15 protein-coding genes are annotated in these 18,429 nt (G+C 44.4%); 11 read left to right on the forward strand and 4 right to left on the reverse strand.

Annotated elements, in window-relative coordinates; translation table 11 throughout:
- Window positions 1–53: 53 nt before the first annotated feature.
- Window positions 54–626: an aminodeoxychorismate/anthranilate synthase component II gene (locus IH597_12195; GenBank protein ID MBE0663212.1), complete on the reverse strand. Its 573-nt coding sequence runs from the start codon at window positions 624–626 to the stop codon at window positions 54–56.
- A gap of 64 nt (window positions 627–690) precedes the next feature.
- Window positions 691–1,107, reverse strand: a complete 417-nt coding sequence (locus IH597_12200; protein MBE0663213.1) for an SgcJ/EcaC family oxidoreductase — start codon at window positions 1,105–1,107, stop codon at window positions 691–693.
- Between the two features lie 251 nt (window positions 1,108–1,358).
- Here IH597_12200 and IH597_12205 point away from each other — a divergent pair, with 251 nt between their 5' ends.
- From IH597_12205 to IH597_12225, 5 genes are all read left to right on the forward strand, one after another.
- A complete protein-coding gene (locus IH597_12205) occupies window positions 1,359–2,360 on the forward strand; it encodes an aminodeoxychorismate synthase component I (protein ID MBE0663214.1) in 1,002 nt (333 codons plus the stop codon).
- Between the two features lie 312 nt (window positions 2,361–2,672).
- Window positions 2,673–4,181 carry an MFS transporter gene (locus IH597_12210; protein MBE0663215.1) on the forward strand — a complete coding sequence of 503 codons (1,509 nt, stop codon included), beginning with the start codon at window positions 2,673–2,675 and terminating at the stop codon, window positions 4,179–4,181.
- A gap of 54 nt (window positions 4,182–4,235) precedes the next feature.
- Window positions 4,236–4,613, forward strand: coding sequence for a RidA family protein (locus tag IH597_12215; GenBank protein MBE0663216.1), 378 nt, complete (start codon window positions 4,236–4,238; stop codon window positions 4,611–4,613).
- Window positions 4,614–4,711: 98 nt separating this feature from the next.
- The gene (locus IH597_12220; protein MBE0663217.1) at window positions 4,712–6,871 is read left to right on the forward strand and encodes a S46 family peptidase; all 2,160 of its coding nucleotides are present in this window, start codon (window positions 4,712–4,714) and stop codon (window positions 6,869–6,871) included.
- A gap of 189 nt (window positions 6,872–7,060) precedes the next feature.
- On the forward strand, window positions 7,061–10,003 hold the full coding sequence (locus IH597_12225) for a hypothetical protein (protein ID MBE0663218.1): 2,943 nt from the start codon (window positions 7,061–7,063) through the stop codon (window positions 10,001–10,003).
- Window positions 10,004–10,020: 17 nt separating this feature from the next.
- Here IH597_12225 and IH597_12230 read toward each other — a convergent pair whose 3' ends face one another.
- Window positions 10,021–10,896, reverse strand: coding sequence for a TIGR01777 family protein (locus IH597_12230; GenBank protein ID MBE0663219.1), 876 nt, complete (start codon window positions 10,894–10,896; stop codon window positions 10,021–10,023).
- 268 nt (window positions 10,897–11,164) lie between these two features.
- Between IH597_12230 and IH597_12235 the strand changes: the two genes are divergently transcribed.
- The 4 genes from IH597_12235 to scpA all read left to right on the forward strand — a co-directional run bounded on the left by IH597_12235 (window position 11,165) and on the right by scpA (window position 15,983).
- Window positions 11,165–13,063, forward strand: a complete 1,899-nt coding sequence (locus tag IH597_12235) for a methylmalonyl-CoA mutase small subunit (GenBank protein ID MBE0663220.1) — start codon at window positions 11,165–11,167, stop codon at window positions 13,061–13,063.
- A gap of 11 nt (window positions 13,064–13,074) precedes the next feature.
- Window positions 13,075–13,461 carry a HEPN domain-containing protein gene (locus IH597_12240; GenBank protein ID MBE0663221.1) on the forward strand — a complete coding sequence of 129 codons (387 nt, stop codon included), beginning with the start codon at window positions 13,075–13,077 and terminating at the stop codon, window positions 13,459–13,461.
- The gene (locus tag IH597_12245; GenBank protein ID MBE0663222.1) at window positions 13,440–13,742 is read left to right on the forward strand and encodes a nucleotidyltransferase domain-containing protein; all 303 of its coding nucleotides are present in this window, start codon (window positions 13,440–13,442) and stop codon (window positions 13,740–13,742) included. The genes IH597_12240 and IH597_12245 overlap by 22 nt, the downstream gene beginning before the upstream one ends.
- 99 nt (window positions 13,743–13,841) lie before the next feature.
- The gene (gene scpA, locus IH597_12250) at window positions 13,842–15,983 is read left to right on the forward strand and encodes a methylmalonyl-CoA mutase (protein ID MBE0663223.1); all 2,142 of its coding nucleotides are present in this window, start codon (window positions 13,842–13,844) and stop codon (window positions 15,981–15,983) included.
- A gap of 56 nt (window positions 15,984–16,039) precedes the next feature.
- Here scpA and IH597_12255 read toward each other — a convergent pair whose 3' ends face one another.
- Window positions 16,040–17,329 carry a HAMP domain-containing histidine kinase gene (locus IH597_12255; protein MBE0663224.1) on the reverse strand — a complete coding sequence of 430 codons (1,290 nt, stop codon included), beginning with the start codon at window positions 17,327–17,329 and terminating at the stop codon, window positions 16,040–16,042.
- 138 nt (window positions 17,330–17,467) lie between these two features.
- Between IH597_12255 and IH597_12260 the strand changes: the two genes are divergently transcribed.
- Window positions 17,468–17,875 carry an OsmC family protein gene (locus tag IH597_12260; protein MBE0663225.1) on the forward strand — a complete coding sequence of 136 codons (408 nt, stop codon included), beginning with the start codon at window positions 17,468–17,470 and terminating at the stop codon, window positions 17,873–17,875.
- A gap of 123 nt (window positions 17,876–17,998) precedes the next feature.
- Window positions 17,999–18,388, forward strand: coding sequence for a thioesterase family protein (locus IH597_12265; GenBank protein MBE0663226.1), 390 nt, complete (start codon window positions 17,999–18,001; stop codon window positions 18,386–18,388).
- The last annotated feature ends 41 nt before the right edge of the window (window positions 18,389–18,429 follow it).

Consider the following 18,429-nt stretch of genomic DNA (forward strand, 5'->3'; position numbering starts at 1 on the left):
TGCTCTTTGGATTTTGAACTTTGGACTTTGATCTTGGATTCGCAGTGTAGTTATTATTGTTTCAGCCAGTTAAGTACGATTTGCCGTCCAAAGGATGTCATGATTGATTCCGGGTGAAATTGCACTCCATGAACGTCGAATGTGCGATGGCTGATGGCCATGATATTTCCTGCTTTGTCTCTTGCTGTTACGTTCAATGATTCCGGCAATCCTTCGTTATCAACGATCCAGGAATGATAGTGGCCGGTTTCAAAATTCGCTGGAAGGTCTCTGAAGATTTTTGTTTCCGGGCTGATAATTTCAACAAGTTCTTTCTGACCGTGCTTTGGGTGGGGCAATTGTTTGAGCCTGGCTCCGAAAACCTCAGCGACGGCCTGGTGGCCAAGACAAACACCGAAAATACTTTTTTCTGAAGCCCAATGCCTGATTACATCGCAGGTAACCCCGGCTTCGGCCGGTAAACCCGGCCCGGGCGATATCAGTATTTTATCAAAATCTTCACAATCCTCAACCTGGATTTCGTCATTCAACATTACTTCATAGTTGCATAATCCCGATTCGCGCAGGACCTGAACCAGGTTGAAAGTGAAAGAATCGTAGTTATTTATGAGCAGAACGCGGATCATGCAGAAAGCTTAAGGTTAATTGCCCGAATCACTTTCGGGGTTGGGATCCAAAGAAAAAACATTGTTAATGTTCGGGCATGGCAGATGAATGATGCGCCAGGATCAACCAGTCGCCGTCAATAAGCTCGTAAACAAAGCTGAAGCGTGCCTGAACTTCAGAAATACTATCATTTACCTTTACCGAAAAAGTGTAAATCCCTGAATTCATAGCCAGGCTATCGAAAACCCTGATATTCGACTCGTTGATGGTTCCGTAAGGGTCAAGTTCAAGGAAGTGTTCGAAATAATCAGCAATTTCTTCATGGTTGTGCCTGATCTTGTTTGAAACCGTTGGCAGCAATGTTGCCTTGTAGGAATAAAGGGCAGCAACCTGGTGTGGATCGCCGGTTTGAAGGGCATCGTTCCAATTGTTGAAAAGATCAAGTACTTCCTGTTCAGTAAGGGTTTGACTTGTGGGAGCCACACTGAGCCAGCAACCCATAAAGGTTGACGAAACCCAAACAATGCTTAGCAGTAATAAAGCTTTGGAAATTGTTCTCATAATGTATGTGGGGGTTTAGTGAAGATGCAATTGCGGAAATTCGTAAGTATAACCGGGTTGAAACACAATTGTCGTACTATCTTTGTGCGGTCTGTAAAAGTAGAAAAATAAACTTTACGGCAATCGTTCGTTTATTAGTCCGGTATCTTTTCCGGCACTTTAAAATTCTCCCAGATAATTTAAGTCTGTTTATGACGGTTTCTTCGGCAATTCACTCAATGAACCATTACGGCAAATCCCGCCGCCCATTTCTTTTTGTCATTGATTTCCTTATGCAGCAGCCCATAATCATTCCGCTTGATGAGGTAAACCCTGAATATATTCTGTATAATCTTAACGGGTTCACAAACGCATCATTAAAACCAGGAAATTTCACTCAGTCATTTACCTTTAGTAAAGAACCGCCCGGTTTTGGCCGTTACCAGGAAGCCTACCATTATGCCATGAAGCATCTGCTTCACGGCAACTCATTTTTGCTGAACCTAACCATGCCCACTGCTATTGAAACCAATCTTGCGCTGAAAGAGATTTTCTACCGGAGCGGCGCAGCTTATAAGCTTTGGTATGAGGATAAGATTGTGGTGTTCTCGCCCGAACTTTTTGTTAAGATCACCAATGGCCGCATTGAGTCGCATCCGATGAAAGGAACCATTGATGCATCCGTGCCCGATGCCGAAAATCGCATTCTTGGCGATCCGAAAGAAATTGCCGAGCATAACACCATTGTTGATCTGATCCGCAATGATCTGAACCGCGTTGCCCGCAATGTGCATGTTGAAAAATTCCGGTTCGTAACTGCGGTTCGAACACAAAACAAGACCTTGCTGCAGGTAAGTTCTGGCATTGCAGGCAACCTTGATGCTAATTATAATGAAAATATTGGTGACCTGATCTTTGGCTTGTTGCCGGCAGGCAGCATAAGTGGTGCACCAAAGAAAAAAACAATTGAGGTAATCCTGGAATCCGAGCGCTATGAGCGGGGGTATTACACAGGCATTTTTGGAATCTTCGACGGCCATAACCTCGATAGTGGCGTTATGATACGCTTCATTGAAAATATTGAAGGGAAACTTTTCTTCAAAAGTGGGGGCGGAATCACTGTGAACAGCCGCTGCGAGGATGAATACCAGGAATTGATTGATAAAGTTTATCTGCCTTTTGTTAGCCACGAATGCACGAATAAATACATTTAAAACTCAGAGAATGAACGATTTCAAATAATATTTCTTTAGATAGTCTCAAATATATATTCGCGTATTCGTGGCAATTTACAATAAATAAACCTCTTAGTGACCCATGAAAAATAATATTCGTGCATTCGTGGCATCATAATAATGAATCCGTTTATCCGCCACGGTAGACTGGTTCGAGATAGTCAAAAGTGAATTCGTGCATTCGTGGCCACCAAAAATGGATTTGTAGCAACATATAATCCGAAAAAACCTAATTTTGACCGTTCGAATTTTAATACTTCCATTCATTAATCACCTTTAAAATCAGGCATTATGCTGGAATTTCAAAAGAGACTCAACAAGCTGTTTTATGCTACCCTCGCTCTTCCTGCCACAGCAGTCGGTTTTGCACTATCTACCCAGATTGCCGCGCTGAGTTGGATTTTATCAAAAAAATATGGGCTCGACATCCATGAGGTTGCCTTTGTTTGGCTTGCCGGCCCGGTTGCAGGGATTTTCGGACAGGTTATCGTTGGCCTTATTAGTGATAATGTCTGGTTCATGGGCGGACGGAGGCGGCCTTTCATAATCATTGGTGGTATAGTAAGCTCTTTCGCCTTCCTGTCGTTGCCCTATATCCAGGAAATCTCAAATATTACCGGAATTGCAGATATCACAATCATTGCTTCCCTTATTGCCCTGTTTCTGGATTTGTCTGTCAATGTTACATTTAACCCCGCCAGGTCCATCATTGCCGATCTCACCCCGGAAGGAAGACAAAGAACCAAAGGCTATGTATGGATGCAGATAATCTCTGGTTTTTTTGGAGTATTTGCGTATTTCCTTTCAATGGTGTTCGGCAATGAGCTTTTACTATATATTGCCGCAGTGCTGGTTCTCATTATGGCCGTTTTCCCAATTTTACTGATCGAAGAAACCAAAGATTTGAATTCCAACCTGAACCAGGTCGCTGAAAAATATGGCGTATGGCAAATCATCAAAGAAATTTTCCCCTTGTATGGCTTTTTGGTTTTCGGGGTTTACAGTGTGTTCAACCATTTTTTTGAAAGTCTGACCCCGGTTCACAACACGGTTCTGATCTCAGCTTTAGTCTACTCAGTGATTATTGGCGTGATCAGTATCATTCGCGGATTGAAAAAGCCAGGCAATAAGAATGAGTTTCATAAAATTATGCTCGCGCACTCATTTACATGGGTAGCGTTTCAGAGCATGTTTATCATGTCGGGATTCTTCATCGAAAACAGAATACTGCCCAACGTTGAACTTTCGGGCATCACGGCCAACTGGTTCGCAGAAAAGCTTACAGGTGTCACCCAGACTTCCGATTCATCCATTGGCAATATTTTATCACTGGGTTTTCTCATCCTAAACTTTGTTGGAGCATTGTTTCCGCTAGCATTGCAGGCCATTGCCCGTAGAATTGGCCGCGTTAAGACATACATTTTCGCTCTTTCATTTGCAGCTATCGGTTACTTTTATATTGCATTTCTGGGCAGGATTGAGGCTGATTTTTACATTGGCATGTTCCTGGCCGGAATAGGTTGGTCAGCGGTAATTTCCATCGTATTCGCCATTATGAGCGAACGTGTGAACCCGTTGAAGATGGGCCTTTTCATGGGTGTTTTCAACCTGGCTGTAGTATTGCCGCAGATGATGAGCAATGGTGTGGCGCATGTGATCAAACAAACCGGAGATTTCCAGTTGCTTTACATTTTTTGCGGATTGTTTATTACTACTTCGGTCATCTTCTGGATGTTTGTAAAGGAACCGGGAACAAAAGCTGAAACAGAAGGAAACAATATTAGCAGAACCGGCCATTGAGAACTAAAAAATCATCTGTACGAAGTTTTTAAATAATACTTAATTCCCTCATCAATGAAAAAAATTATCAACACCCCCCACGCTCCGAAAGCCATCGGCCCTTACAGCCAGGCTACTGAAATGAACGGCATGCTTTTTATCTCAGGACAAATTCCAATTGATCCTGCCACCGGACAGCTTGTTGAAACCAACATACAGGTGCAGACAAAGCAAGTGATGGAAAACATCAAAGCCATACTTGAAACCGCAGGCTATACGTTTGCCGATGTTGTTAAATCAACCTGCCTGCTCAGTACTATGGATGACTTCGCAGCCATGAACCAGGTGTACGGTTCTTACTACCAAACTGATCCCCCGGCACGCGCTGCTTATGCTGTTGTTAAACTGCCCCTTGGTGTATTGATTGAAATTGAAACAATTGCTTGTAAATAACCCGACGGGGTTCTTCAACCCGTCGGGGTTTCACAAACCAGACGGTGCTTTTCAACCCGTCGGTGTTTACTACTCACAATCTCAATGAAATTAAATCAATGAAAAAAACACTTATCACACTCGTATTACTATTGGCTATTATGCGCCTCACTGCCATTGAAGGCATGTGGCTGCCAATCCTGTTACAGCAACTGAATGAAAAAGAAATGCAGCAAATGGGATTTCGCCTCACAGCAGAAGACATCTATTCTGTGAACCAGAACAGCATGAAAGATGCCATCGTGATCTTCGGCCGGGGTTGTACCGGAGAGATCATTTCGCCGGAAGGCTTGCTTCTTACTAACCATCATTGCGGTCATGGAGCCATACAGCGACATAGCTCACTTGAAAATGATTACCTCCAGGACGGTTTCTGGGCCATGAACCGAAGTGAAGAACTGCCCAATGCCGGTTTGACCGTCACGTTGCTGGTTCGCATGGAAGATGTTACACAAACGATCCTGAAAGGAGTTAACGCTGATATGAGTGAAATCATGCGCGATTCCATCATCCGCATTAACATCAAGGCATTGGAAAAACAGTCGGCCGACAGCAGTGGTTATGATGCTCAGATCAGGCCGTTTTACTTTGGCAATGAATATTATATCTTTTTTACTGAGACTTTCCGCGATGTTAGATTGGTAGGCGCCCCTCCCTCAAATATTGGAAATTTTGGTGGCGACACCGACAACTGGATGTGGCCGCGCCATACGGGTGATTTTTCTTTGTTCAGGATCTATGCCGATGAAAACAATAAACCTGCCGACTATTCGCCCGATAACGTGCCTTACACTCCCAAATATCATTTCCCGATTTCGCTGAAAGGCGTTGAAAAAGACGATTTCACTTTTGTATTCGGATATCCGGGACGCACACAGCAATACCTGCCCGCAGTAGCCGTGGAAGGCATTACCGAAGTAAGTAATCCGGTTGCCATAAAACTACGTGAACGCCGCCTGGAAACTTTTCAGTCGGCGATGAACGAAAGCCAGCTCGTTCGCATTCAATATGCATCCAAATATGCCGGCGTTGCAAATGGCTGGAAAAAAATGATAGGCGAAAGCCGCGGAATAAAACGGATGGAAGCCATTGATAAAAAAAGGGAACATGAACAAGAGTTCATGAACTGGGCTGCTTCCAAACCGGCGTACGAAGCCAAATATGGAGGAATCATTCCTGCATTTGAAGCCATTTACAAGCATTTCATTCCGCTGAACCTTTCAAGAACATACATGTCGGAAGCAGGATTAGGGATTGAAATGCTGAGATTTGCCGGCCAGTTTGCCGATTTGGTTCGCATGAGCAAGGACAAAAAGAAACCTGATGAAGAAAAGCAAAAGCGGCTGCTTGCTCTGAAAAACGCTGCTGATGGATTCTTTAAGAATTACCACGAACCCATTGATAAAAAAATAATGGCCGAGATGCTGGAAATATATTTTTCTGAACTCAACCCAGTTTATCATCCGGAGGTGCTTACCGAATTAAGGGCTGAGTTCAACAATGATTTTGAAGCGTTGAGCAATCACGCTTATGAGAAGTCCATTTTTGCCGATCCTGAGCGTCTCAAAAATTTCCTTGATAATTACAAACCCCGTGATCACAAAAAAATTGAACGGGATGTATTTTACAGGCTTGCGAGCGGATTGAATGAGCATTTCAGGAACAATATTGCTGGATCGGTTCAAAAATATGAACGCCAGCTTGATAGCCTGCAGCGAATTTATGTGCAGGGTCTGATGGAAATGCAGCCGGAGCGAAGGTTTTACCCTGATGCTAACTTCACGCTGCGCATAACCTATGGCAAAGTTGATGATTACTATCCAATGGATGCGGTTCATTACAGCCATTACTCTACCATTGAAGGAATCATGGAAAAGGAAAACCCCGATATCTATGATTATGTGGTGGAAGACAGACTAAAAGAACTTTACAGCAATGCCGACTATGGGCGCTATGCCGACAGTGATGGTCAATTGCGTGTTTGTTTTATTGCTTCAAATCATACTACCGGGGGCAATTCAGGAAGCCCGGTCCTAAATGCTGACGGGCATCTTGTCGGCATTAATTTCGACCGCAATTGGGAAGGCACCATGAGCGACCTGATGTACGACCCTGATATGTGCCGTAATATTTCGCTCGATATCCGATATTGCCTATTCATTATTGACAAGTTTGCCGGTGCAGGGCATCTGGTGGGCGAAATGTCAATTATTGAATAGACGATTGATTAGCTTGCTGATCAGGCTAGTTGGAGCGAGTAGATTATTGTATTTATCTCATACGGCTTATACTGTTTATAATTAAGAAAAAAAGCTTATGCCTCATTTGCAGTTGTCTGCAAAATGAACTATCAAACCTTTGCATTGTTTTAAAGCTATCTCCTGCACCAAATTTTAATTTACCATCTCATGAAATTTCCACTTTTCATCCTTGCTCTCTCATTACTTGTGAGCGCCAATACAATTGCCATCGCTCAGGACAGCGGGCCAATGAAAGCAAGCTCGTCCGGTGTCATGCCCGAAGCAACCTCGGTTCCAGGCATTGCTGAACAAATCGCAAATGGAACCTTTATAGGTGTTGATCCAAACCAAACACCCCGGCTCGGGCAACCAAAAAGAAGCGGCGCCAACAAGACAGTTCCCGGCAAAGGTCTTCCAAATGAAAACGATGCATTAGCTAAGTACCAGAAAGAAGCCATCAAACACCGGGGCAGATCACCCTTATTGGTTTTTGATGCAAATACTTCCAATTACACTCCTTCCGACCCTACCGGCGCTGCAGGCCCGAATCACTTTATTGGAGGCTGGAACGTCGGGTTCAGAATTTTTGATAAACAAGGAAACCCGCTCACACCAGCAGCTTCATTGTCAACCTTGTTTCCTGGCAACAATCTTGGCGATCCCATCGTATTGTATGATAAAGATGCAGATCGGTTTATCATCACAGAATTCGACAGCAGCCCGAATGGTTTCAACATTGCCATAAGCAAAGGCCCGAATCCGGTAACTGACGGATGGTGGGTGTATACTACCGGGTTCACAACAGGCTCATTCCCCGATTATCCCAAATTCTCAATCTGGTCCGATGGGTATTATGTTACGGCCAATATTAATTCTGCGAATAGAACCTTTGTAATGGAAAGGGACAAAATGCTGGATGGGCTCACAGCAAAATTTGTTGCCTTACCCCTTCCCGGAATTGGAACCTCGGGTTTTTATAGTCCACAGGCATTCAATGTTTCAAACGGCGACATGCCGCCTCCCGGAAACGGATATATTGTTTATCTGCAGGACGATGCATGGTCGTCGGTATCTGTTGACCATCTTAAAATATGGACTATCAACGTTGACTGGGAAAATACGCCCAATTCAACCATCTCGGCTGCACAAATTGTGAACACCACTCCTTTTATTTCAGTTTTTGACGGCGGTTCTTTTTCAAACAGGCCACAGCCTTCCGGGCCACAACAGGATGTATTGCAGGCAACCATTATGAACCAAGCACAATACAGGCGGTTTCCCGGATACAATTCAGTGCTTTTTAATTTTGTGGTTGATACCGATGCATCAAGCGGCGAGCTTGCCGGCATCCGTTGGTATGAATTGCGGCAAACTGCCGATGGCGAACCCTGGGAAATCTACCAGGAAGGAACATACATTTCGCCGTATAACAACAAGGATGCATTTTCGGGCAGTATGGCCATGGACGGGCAGGGAAATATTGGAATGGGCTATACAACTGTTAGCACTCAGGAGATGATAGCCATCTATTATACAGGCCGTCTGGCTTCAGATCCATTGGGCGTTATGACCATTGATGAAACACTTATAGGACAGAGCACATCAAATAATCCTTCGAACCGCCTTGCTGATTATGTGCACTTGACAGTTGATCCCGCTGACGATATCACCTTCTGGCATATAGCGGAATATTTCAAGTTAGGTCAAAGACGCGATGTGGTTGGCGTTTTTCAGATCGCGGCTGTACTCGCAACCGATATTGGTGTTGTTAGCATTGATGCGCCTGTAAATGGGGCTTTATCCGATAGCGTACCCGTTTCCATTACAATTTATAATTACGGTCTGAGTGATCAGGTTGATATTCCGCTAACTTTCCAGGTTGATACCAATGAAATTATTACCGAAGTATTTGCAGGCCCGCTGGCTGCAGGCGAATCAATTCAATACACTTTTGATACCCTAGCCGATTTGAACATTGTTGGCAATACCTATTTGCTTACCGTTGGTGCGATCCTCGACGGCGATATGGTTCCCGAAAATGACACACTCAGTAAATCAGTGAAACACCTGTATCCAAACGATATAGGGGTTCAGGCCATTGTCAGCCCTGTTTCAGGCAGCGGCTTAACCCCGGCCGAAGAAATTACAATTGTCATCGAGAATTTTGGATCAACTGAACAAAACATGATTGATGTGTCCTATATGCTGAATGGAAGCTTGATTTCTGAACAGGCTGTGGGTCCGATTCCTATGGCCGGAACCATTCCATATACGTTCACTACTCCCGGCGATTTCTCTGCAGTCGCGCTTCATGATCTAAAGGCATTTACATCATTAGAAGGTGATGCCAATCCTTTGAACGATTCAATCACGGTGGAGATCGCAAATTCAATGTGCCAGCCTTTTGCTGAATGTTCAAATGGAACCGGGTTCAGGTTATTCAGCCTTGTTGATATCAACAACCCATCAACCTGCTCACCCGATGGATACAGCGATTACTCAGACCTCGTCACTGTATTGCACCAGGGCGGTTCGTATGAACTCCGGATTTCAACCGGTCGCGGCGATCAGTTTATTAAGCTCTGGATTGACTATAACGATAACTTTGTGTTCGAAGAAGACGAAATACTTGTTGACAATGTTCACCTGGCACCCGGACAAGGCCCCGGCCTGTATAGTTTTGATGTTCCATTTACAATACCTGCCGGAGCTGCATTGGGCGAACATTTGCTGAGGGCGCGATTAAGCTGGCAGGAACCGGTTCCTGATAATGCATGTGAAACAACTGAGTTTGGCGAAACTGAAGACTATATGGTTAACATTGGGCTATTCACAGGTTTTGAAGGTTTGCCGCTGAATAATTCTGAAATGAAGGTAAATTCGCTTGGCAATAACCAATTTGAAATCATTCTTCAAACAAGGGAAGTAAACAGCACTTTAATTTTTAATGTACACAATGTGCTCGGAAATAAACTGGTTGAAAACAGGGTGGAAAATATTGATGGCAAGTACACTTACCTGCTCGACATGTCGTATGCACCCAAAGGCGTTTACATTGTGCGTATGGGTTCTTACAGCTATGGAAAAGTAAGGCGGATTTACGTTCACTAAGGTTGTAAAACATAACTTCAGGCTCTTACAATGTTTGTGAAGGCCTGATTTATTTCCGGGAAGAGGAATTTATAGTTTTCTTTTTCCAACTTTGCAGGAACCACTTTTTGCCCGCTTGTTAAAGTAATCGCAGCTTCACCGTAAAGCAATTGCAGAGCAAAAGCTGGAACGGTAAATAATGTTGGTCTGTTCAGCGCTTTACCAAGAGCAAAGGTAAACTGTCGGTTGTTGATCAGCCCCGGAGCCACCAGGTTGTAAACACCTTTGGCTTCCTGGTTCTGAACCATAAAATCAATGGCAGACACAATGTCTTCGATATGGATCCATGCAAAAGGCTGATTGCCTGAAGCTATCTTTCCCCCCAGTCCAAACCTGAATAAGGGAAGCATGGTTTTTAAAGCGCCTCCGGCTTGCGCCAGCACCACCCCAAGCCGGACAATTACAAGCCTGGTAAAAGTGGATGCTTTTTCTGCTTCGAACTCCCAGTCCATGCAAACTTTGCCCAGGAAATCGCCGGCAAACTGATTGCTGTATTCGTCCTGCACACATTGCTGATCGTAGATACCGACGCCAGATGCAGAAATCAACAGCGAAGGTTTCTTTTTTGCTATTTCAATGGTATGAACCAGTTTACGGGTTGTAAGAATGCGGCTGTTGTAAATTTCTTCCTTGTGCTTTTTTGTCCAGCGCTTAATGATGGGAGCTCCGGCTAGATTTATCAGTACATCGGCTTGTTCAATTTTTTCGACCAATGCTTCAAAGCTGCCGGCAAAATCTTTGCGACCCAGAGGGATCACCACCCAGTTTTTTGATAGAAAATGTTTTGTCAGATGGCTGCCTATCAGGCCGCCTGCTCCTGAAATGGCAATTGTTTTCTCCCGGTTCATATTCATTCACTTCAATTTAGGTTGGTAAAGATAGCAAGTAATGGAACGCTGATAACGCAGATTGAACGGATTTCCGCGGATCAATATAAGCACTCGCCCTTCACCCATTCTCCCCTTCACCCGCTCTCCTAGCCCTCCGTTCCTCGCCCCTCGTCCCTTTCCCCATACTCTCCGCACTAAGCCCTCCGTTCTTTGCCCCAGACTATATAATTCAACATACTCTTCTAAAGGAATTCTATACCTTTGCATCACTTTTCAAAAACTTGTGTAAAACATGGAACCAAAAGACAATAATGTTAAGCTTTTCAACGAGTTTCCACCTGTTACTACAGAAAAGTGGGAAGCCAAAATAATTGAAGATCTGAAAGGCGCCGAATATGATAAAAAGCTCGTATGGAAGACCGCTGAAGGCATAAATGTAAAACCCTATTATCGTGCTGAACATATCAGCGAATTGCCTTACTCAGCAATCCTGCCCGGCCAGTATCCCTATGTAAGAAGCAATAAAACAAAAGATAATTCATGGGAAATAAGGCAGTGCATTGATGTTTCAAATATCAAGGAAGCCAATTGTATTGCCGTGAATGCACTTGCCAAAGGAGCCACTGCCCTGAGTCTTGATGTTAGTGAAGTGGAATCCGCTTCTGATCTGGCAGCCTTGCTTAAAGGCATACCATTGGATAAAACCGATATACATTATTTCAGTTCACGTAATTATCCATTATTGCTCAGTCAATTGACAGAAGCATGCAAACTTTTAAATTGCGATCCAAAACAACTGCATGGCTCATTTGATTTCGATCCTATCAGTTATGTGCTGATCAACGGTGATTTTTATCATGTTGAGTCTGCAGATATGAATCAATCGTATGATCTGATTCTTAGAAGTAGCGGCGTTGGTAAGAAATTCAGGTTCATCAGTATTAACGGGCAATACATTCACGACAGCGGAGGAAACATGATCCAGGAACTGGCCTTTGCAATGGCTTCCGCTTCCGACTATGTTGCGCTGCTTACCTCAAAAGGCATGAAAGTGGATGACATAACCCCACGCATCACCTTTTTCCTTTCCTCTGGGAGCAATTACTTCATGGAGATCGCAAAATTCCGTGCTGCTCGTTTGCTTTGGGCCCGCATAGTGGAGCAATACAAACCAGAAAAACCGGAAAGTATGATGGCGCATATCAATGCCGTTACTTCCAACTGGAACAAAACCGTTTACGATCCTTATGTGAACATGCTACGAACCACCACCGAAGCCATGGCAGCTGCTATTGCCAGTGTAGATTCCATTACGGTGAACCCATTTGATACGCCATATAAGGAAGCTGATGATTTTTCACGCCGCATTGCCCGCAACCAGCAAATACTCCTTAAGGAAGAAGTTTTTCTGGATAAAGTCATTGATCCGTCAGCAGGTTCATATTACATTGAAAAACTCACCGAAAGCATTGCTGCCCATGCCTGGGAATTGTTTGTTAAGGTTGAGCAAATGGGCGGCATGACCCAGGCCGTGAAAGACGGTTTCATACAGGATGAAGTGGAGAAAAACGCCAATGCCCGTCGCCAGGATATAGCCAACCGCCGTCTGGTGATGCTTGGAACAAATCAACAGCCGAACCAGGATGAGCGTATGCTTGAAAAAATTCAGGAAGAAGTGATGGAACAGGAAGAAACCCAGCCAACGGAGACAAAATATAAAACGCTGAATCCTGGCCGCGCCGCCGATGCATTCGAAGATTTGCGTCTGGCTACAGAAATATTTATGGATGCCGGAAACGAACAACCCGGCGTTTTCCTGTTCACCACCGGCAATCTTGCCATGCGCAAAGCCCGCGCTTCGTTCAGCAGTGGATTCTTTGGATGCGCTGGATACAAAGTAATTGAGAACCCCGGTTTTAAAACTGTTGAAGAAGGTGTGAAAGCTATAAGCGGACAAAATCCGTCAATCGTTGTAATCTGCAGCTCAGATGAGGAATATGTGGATATTGTTCCTGAAATATGCAAGCAAGTCAAAGCCACCGGAAGCGCAGCCATCCTGGTGGTGGCCGGTTATCCAAAGGATCAGATTGAAAGCTTTAAGCAAGCCGGTATTGAGGAGTTCATTCATGTGAGAAGCAATGTACTGGAGACTTTGAGCAACTTCCAACGGAAATTGGGAATTGTGCAATAAATAATAAATCAATGGATGATAAAGTAGATTATTGGCAGGAACTATCAGATTATGATCTTGAAACTGCAATGGCGATGCTGAAAAGCAAAAGATACCTCTATGTTGGCTTCATGTGTCACCAGGCCGTTGAAAAGATATTCAAGGCCTGTTTTGTAAAACTAAAATCAGTTACTGCTCCATATTCACACAGTTTATCCTATCTCGCAAAAAAAGGGGAATTCTATGAAAGCTTTTCAGAAGAGCAGAAAGATTTCATAGATCAACTTGAACCATTAAATATTGAAACACGATACCCATCGCACAAAGAAAGGCTATTGAAGAGCCTGACATATGAAAAGTGCACAGAGATCATTCATAACACAAAGCAACTTCAACAATGGATAAAAGAGAAGCTATAGCTAAGGTTAAGCAATACAAATTGCTGCTGGGCAAGCATTTTGATCTTGAATCGGTTTATTTGTTTGGTTCCTATGCACAGGATACAAACAAAGAAGACAGTGATATTGATGTAGCCGTGGTTGTTACCAACATCACAGGGGATTTTTTTTCAGTTAATCCATTGCTGTGGAAACTCAGAAGGCAGGTTGATGACAGAATAGAACCCATTCTGATTCATAAGAATGAGGACAAATCAGGTTTCCTGGAAGAAATCCAACGTTATGGCATAAAAATAACCTGAACAATTTACCTATTCCCAAGGTATAAGCCACTGCATCACTGTATAACTGCATCACCGTTTCACAAAAAATCCAAAATCGTAATTCAAAAATCGTAAATAATGAGACCCGATTTCAGCAAAATAAATTTCAAGGAACTACCAAAGCAAGAGGCTACAAGGGTTGAGAACCCTGCCTGCACCTGGCTCACCAATGAACGCATCAAGGTGAAACCCGTTTACACTGCCGATGATCTGAACGGTATGGAGCACTTACAATATGCTGCCGGATTGCCGCCATTCCTGCAGGGGCCTTACAGCACCATGTATGTGATGCGTCCCTGGACCATCCGCCAGTATGCCGGTTTCTCCACCGCCGAAGAATCCAACGCTTTTTACCGCCGTAACCTTGCCGCCGGGCAAATGGGACTTTCAGTTGCGTTCGATCTGGCCACACACCGTGGCTACGATTCCGACCACGAACGCGTGGAAGGCGATGTTGGCAAGGCCGGTGTAGCCATTGATTCTATCCTGGATATGAAAATCCTGTTTGATCAGATACCGCTCGATAAAATGTCGGTATCAATGACCATGAATGGCGCCGTGTTGCCGGTATTGGCCTTTTACATTGTAGCCGCCGAAGAACAGGGAGTGCCCATGGAAAAACTCAGCGGAACTATACAGAACGACATCCTCAAGGAATTCATGGTTCGCAATACCTATATTTACCCGCCGCTGCCATCCATGAAGATTATCGCTGATATCTTTGAGTTCACTTCACAACACATGAAAAAGTTCAATTCCATCAGCATCAGCGGTTATCACATGCAGGAAGCCGGCGCCACCGCTGATATTGAGCTGGCCTACACCTTGGCCGATGGTTTAGAATATCTGAGAACCGGCATCGCCGCAGGCATTCCCATTGATAGCTTTGCTCCGCGGCTTTCTTTCTTCTGGGCTGTAGGTATGAATCACTTTATGGAGATCGCAAAAATGCGTGCCGCGCGCATGCTTTGGGCAAAAATTGTTAAAAAGTTCAATCCTGAAGATCCCAAGTCTATGGCTTTGCGAACCCATAGCCAGACGTCAGGCTGGAGCCTCACGGAACAAGACCCGTTCAACAATGTTGCGCGAACCTGCATTGAAGCGCTGGCGGCTGCACTGGGCCACACCCAGAGCCTGCATACCAATGCCCTTGACGAAGCCATTGCGCTGCCCACCGATTTCTCGGCCAGGATCGCAAGAAATACACAAATTTATTTACAGGAAGAAACCAATATCTGCAAGGCCGTTGATCCCTGGGCCGGTTCATACTATGTTGAAGCTTTGACCCATGAACTGGCGCACAAGGCCTGGCAACTGATCGAGGAAGTGGAGGAACTGGGCGGAATGGCCAAGGCTATTGAAACCGGGGTTCCAAAAATGCGCATCGAGGAAGCTTCTGCGCGCCGTCAGGCGCGCATTGACTCAGGCAAAGACACGATCCTGGGCGTAAACAAATACCGCCGCGACAAGGAAGACCCGATTGAAACCCTTGATATTGACAATACTGCCGTGAGAAGTTCGCAGATACGAAGGTTGGAGCAATTGCGTGCCAACCGCAACAATGAAGAGGTACAGGTCGCCCTGGATGCTCTCACCCGCGCCGCCGAAACAAACGAAGGCAACCTGCTTGCGCTGGCGATTGACGCAGCCCGCAAAAGAGCGTCATTAGGCGAAATCTCAACTGCACTGGAAAAAGTTTATGGGAGGTATAAAGCTGTGATACGTAGCATTTCAGGAGTTTACTCCTCAGAATCCAAAGACGACGATATGTTCCGCAAAGCCTGCACGATGGCTGACGATTTTGCAACTATGGAAGGCCGTCGTCCCCGCATTATGATTGCCAAAATGGGTCAGGATGGCCACGACCGGGGTGCCAAGGTAGTTGCCACCGGTTATGCCGATATCGGCTTTGACGTAGACGTTGGCCCATTGTTCCAGACGCCTGCGGAATCGGCAAAGCAAGCGGTTGAAAACGATGTGCATATCCTTGGTGTTTCAAGCCTTGCCGCCGGGCATAAAACCCTGGTGCCGCAAGTTATTGAAGAACTGAAGAAGCATGGTCGCGAAGACATCATGGTAATCGTTGGTGGTGTAATCCCACCACAGGATTATGCTTTTCTTTATAAAGCGGGTGCGGTGGCTGTGTTCGGACCGGGAACTTCAATTCCTGATGCAGCGGTGAAACTGCTGGAAATCATGATCGCATCACGCAAGGTCTAAATACTTTGCTGCAATTCTTTTGCTGAAGCAAATTTAGGTTCAGGCTGTAAAAAGGTTTAATCGGTTGCCTGTCCGTTCGATGGTATATAAACTTCAAAACGGCTTCCTTTGCCTGGTTGGCTTTTCACGGTTATATTGCCATGATGCGCCTTCACAACAGTATTCACGTAAAACAAACCAAGCCCAAAGCCTTTGGCATCATGAAGATTGCCCGTTGAAACGCGGTAAAACCTGCGGAAAATATCCTGCTGGTGTTCGCTGCTAATGCCTATGCCTCTGTCCTCAACAGCAATATACACTCCCCCATCATTGTTCCTGGTTTCAATTGTAATTTCAGGTGAACCGATAGAATACTTGATGGCATTGTCAACAAGGTTGGAAACAACATTCTCCAGGTGGTCGTGATCGGCAACCAATAAAGTATTTTGGGCTGTGAACCTTTTGGTCACATTGCCTTTCTGTTGTTTTATAAGTAGTTTGTAGGGCTTTAAGCCCTCATCAATCACTTTGTGAACATCTACCTGTTTCATTTTCAACTGAAACTCACCCCGTTCCACCAAGGTCAGGTGCAACACTTGTTCCACCCGGCTTTTCAGGCGATTATTTTCATCGCTGATAATCTTTGCATATTTCTGAACCTGGCATGGCATGCTATTCACTTCGGATCTTAGCAACATATCCGCTGCAAGAGATAGCGAAGCAATGGGGGTCTTAAATTCATGGGTCATATTGTTGACAAAATCTGTTTTCATATCCGAAAGTTTCTTTTCAATCAAAAACATTCGGATGATTTTATAAAATGATACTACCAGAACAACAATCAGGATGAACAGCAACGAAGCCCACGGTAAGATACTCTGCAATATCAATGATTTCTGATTTGGGAACCAGACGGCGAGGTTATACCCTTCGTGGTCGTAAATACAGGAAAAAGATACAAAATGCGGTGAGTCAAGCAGGTTTCGGTTTGACTTCACATTGCTTGTCTTCTCAATAATATCATCCGGAGTTCTGTAAACGCCGTAATCGTAGGCAAGGCCAATCTTCAGGACTTGGAACTCATCATCAATCAATTTTTCAACAGCGGGGGAAATGAGCAGTGGTAGAATCCTCTGTCTTTCAAAATCCTGAGTATATTTACATGATTGCAATAGAAGTACATTGGTATCTACCTGCATTTCAAGCAGGCGGTTGGCAACTGTTTTCAAACCTATCTGAACGCTTCCGGCAAATTGCTCACGCTGGAACATGGCAGCATTGCGAATGCCATACAATTGAATGATCATGATTCCGGAAAGTGCGATGGCAGATATTGCAACAAGAATGGAGAATCGTTTCTTATCCATTGATACAGGAATTGTTATTGATATACGCCATTGAGTTGCAAAGATAATTTTAATATTCAACGGTATTTCAAAGCGCCAAATTTGGTGCAGAATTCTCTACCTTTACACCTCAGAAATAACCGTTAAACACTGATAAATATGGAAACTGCGCGAACCATTTATCTTGGCGAACTGCGAACCCAGGCAACGCATCTTCAATCCGGAACCGAAATAATTACTGATGCACCCCTCGATAACCAGGGAAAAGCTGAAGCCTTCTCCCCCACCGATCTTGTTGCAACCGCCCTGGGAAGTTGTATGATGACAATCATGGGTATTGCTGCCCGAACCCACAGCTTTAATGTGGATGGCGCCAAACTGCGCATCACCAAAATTATGCGATCCGATCCGCGCCGCATTGCTGAAGTGGTGATTGACATTGATTTTCCACCCATCGAATACACCGAAAAACAGAAAAAAATTCTCAGAATCTGTGCCGATACGTGCCCTGTGGCACTTAGCCTGCACCCAGATGTAAAGCAAACCATAACACTGAACTTTATTTAATTCAAGATTCAAAATTCAAGATTCAAGATTGCCTTTGATGAAAGATCTTGCAAAACTTTATAAATCAGTAAATCTTGGAATTTGGAATCTGGAATTTTAAATTTTAAATTTTGAATTGATACTATGGAATATAATCTCAAAGAAGGAATAAAAGGTTACAAGGAGATGATGGTTGTGCATGAAGCAACAGCCGCAAGATTTGGCTCCGGACTGGTAGAAGTTTTTGCAACACCGGCGATGCTAGCATTGATGGAGGGCACCAGCCAGTTCAGCATTCAGGATTTATTGCCGGAAGGTTATATCACTGTTGGAACCGAAGTAAACATCAAACACCTGAAAGCCACGCCAAAAGACAAAAAAGTGTGGTGCGAATCAGAACTTATCAAAGTTGAAGGCCGCAAACTCAGCTTCCGGGTTGATGCCTGGGATGAGCAAGGCAAGATCGGCACCGGAACACACCAAAGGTTTATCGTACATGGGGCAACGTTTATGGATAAAATAGCGAAAGGATAATTCAAAATTTCAAATTCAAGATTCAAAATTCGACTCTATAT

This window comes from Bacteroidales bacterium (assembly GCA_014860575.1).
GTDB lineage: Bacteria > Bacteroidota > Bacteroidia > Bacteroidales > JAAYJT01 > JAAYJT01.

Coding starts and splice junctions, on each gene's coding strand:
- IH597_12240 (MBE0663221.1), top strand. CDS start 13,075: ATGGATGATAAAGTAGATTATTGGCAGGAACTATCAGATTATGATCTT.
- IH597_12200 (MBE0663213.1), bottom strand. CDS start 1,107: ATGGGTTGCTGGCTCAGTGTGGCTCCCACAAGTCAAACCCTTACTGAA.
- IH597_12260 (MBE0663225.1), top strand. CDS start 17,468: ATGGAAACTGCGCGAACCATTTATCTTGGCGAACTGCGAACCCAGGCA.
- IH597_12215 (MBE0663216.1), top strand. CDS start 4,236: ATGAAAAAAATTATCAACACCCCCCACGCTCCGAAAGCCATCGGCCCT.
- IH597_12205 (MBE0663214.1), top strand. CDS start 1,359: ATGACGGTTTCTTCGGCAATTCACTCAATGAACCATTACGGCAAATCC.
- IH597_12230 (MBE0663219.1), bottom strand. CDS start 10,896: ATGAATATGAACCGGGAGAAAACAATTGCCATTTCAGGAGCAGGCGGC.
- IH597_12265 (MBE0663226.1), top strand. CDS start 17,999: ATGGAATATAATCTCAAAGAAGGAATAAAAGGTTACAAGGAGATGATG.
- IH597_12220 (MBE0663217.1), top strand. CDS start 4,712: ATGAAAAAAACACTTATCACACTCGTATTACTATTGGCTATTATGCGC.
- IH597_12245 (MBE0663222.1), top strand. CDS start 13,440: ATGGATAAAAGAGAAGCTATAGCTAAGGTTAAGCAATACAAATTGCTG.
- IH597_12195 (MBE0663212.1), bottom strand. CDS start 626: ATGATCCGCGTTCTGCTCATAAATAACTACGATTCTTTCACTTTCAAC.
- IH597_12235 (MBE0663220.1), top strand. CDS start 11,165: ATGGAACCAAAAGACAATAATGTTAAGCTTTTCAACGAGTTTCCACCT.
- IH597_12255 (MBE0663224.1), bottom strand. CDS start 17,329: ATGGATAAGAAACGATTCTCCATTCTTGTTGCAATATCTGCCATCGCA.
- scpA (MBE0663223.1), top strand. CDS start 13,842: ATGAGACCCGATTTCAGCAAAATAAATTTCAAGGAACTACCAAAGCAA.
- IH597_12225 (MBE0663218.1), top strand. CDS start 7,061: ATGAAATTTCCACTTTTCATCCTTGCTCTCTCATTACTTGTGAGCGCC.
- IH597_12210 (MBE0663215.1), top strand. CDS start 2,673: ATGCTGGAATTTCAAAAGAGACTCAACAAGCTGTTTTATGCTACCCTC.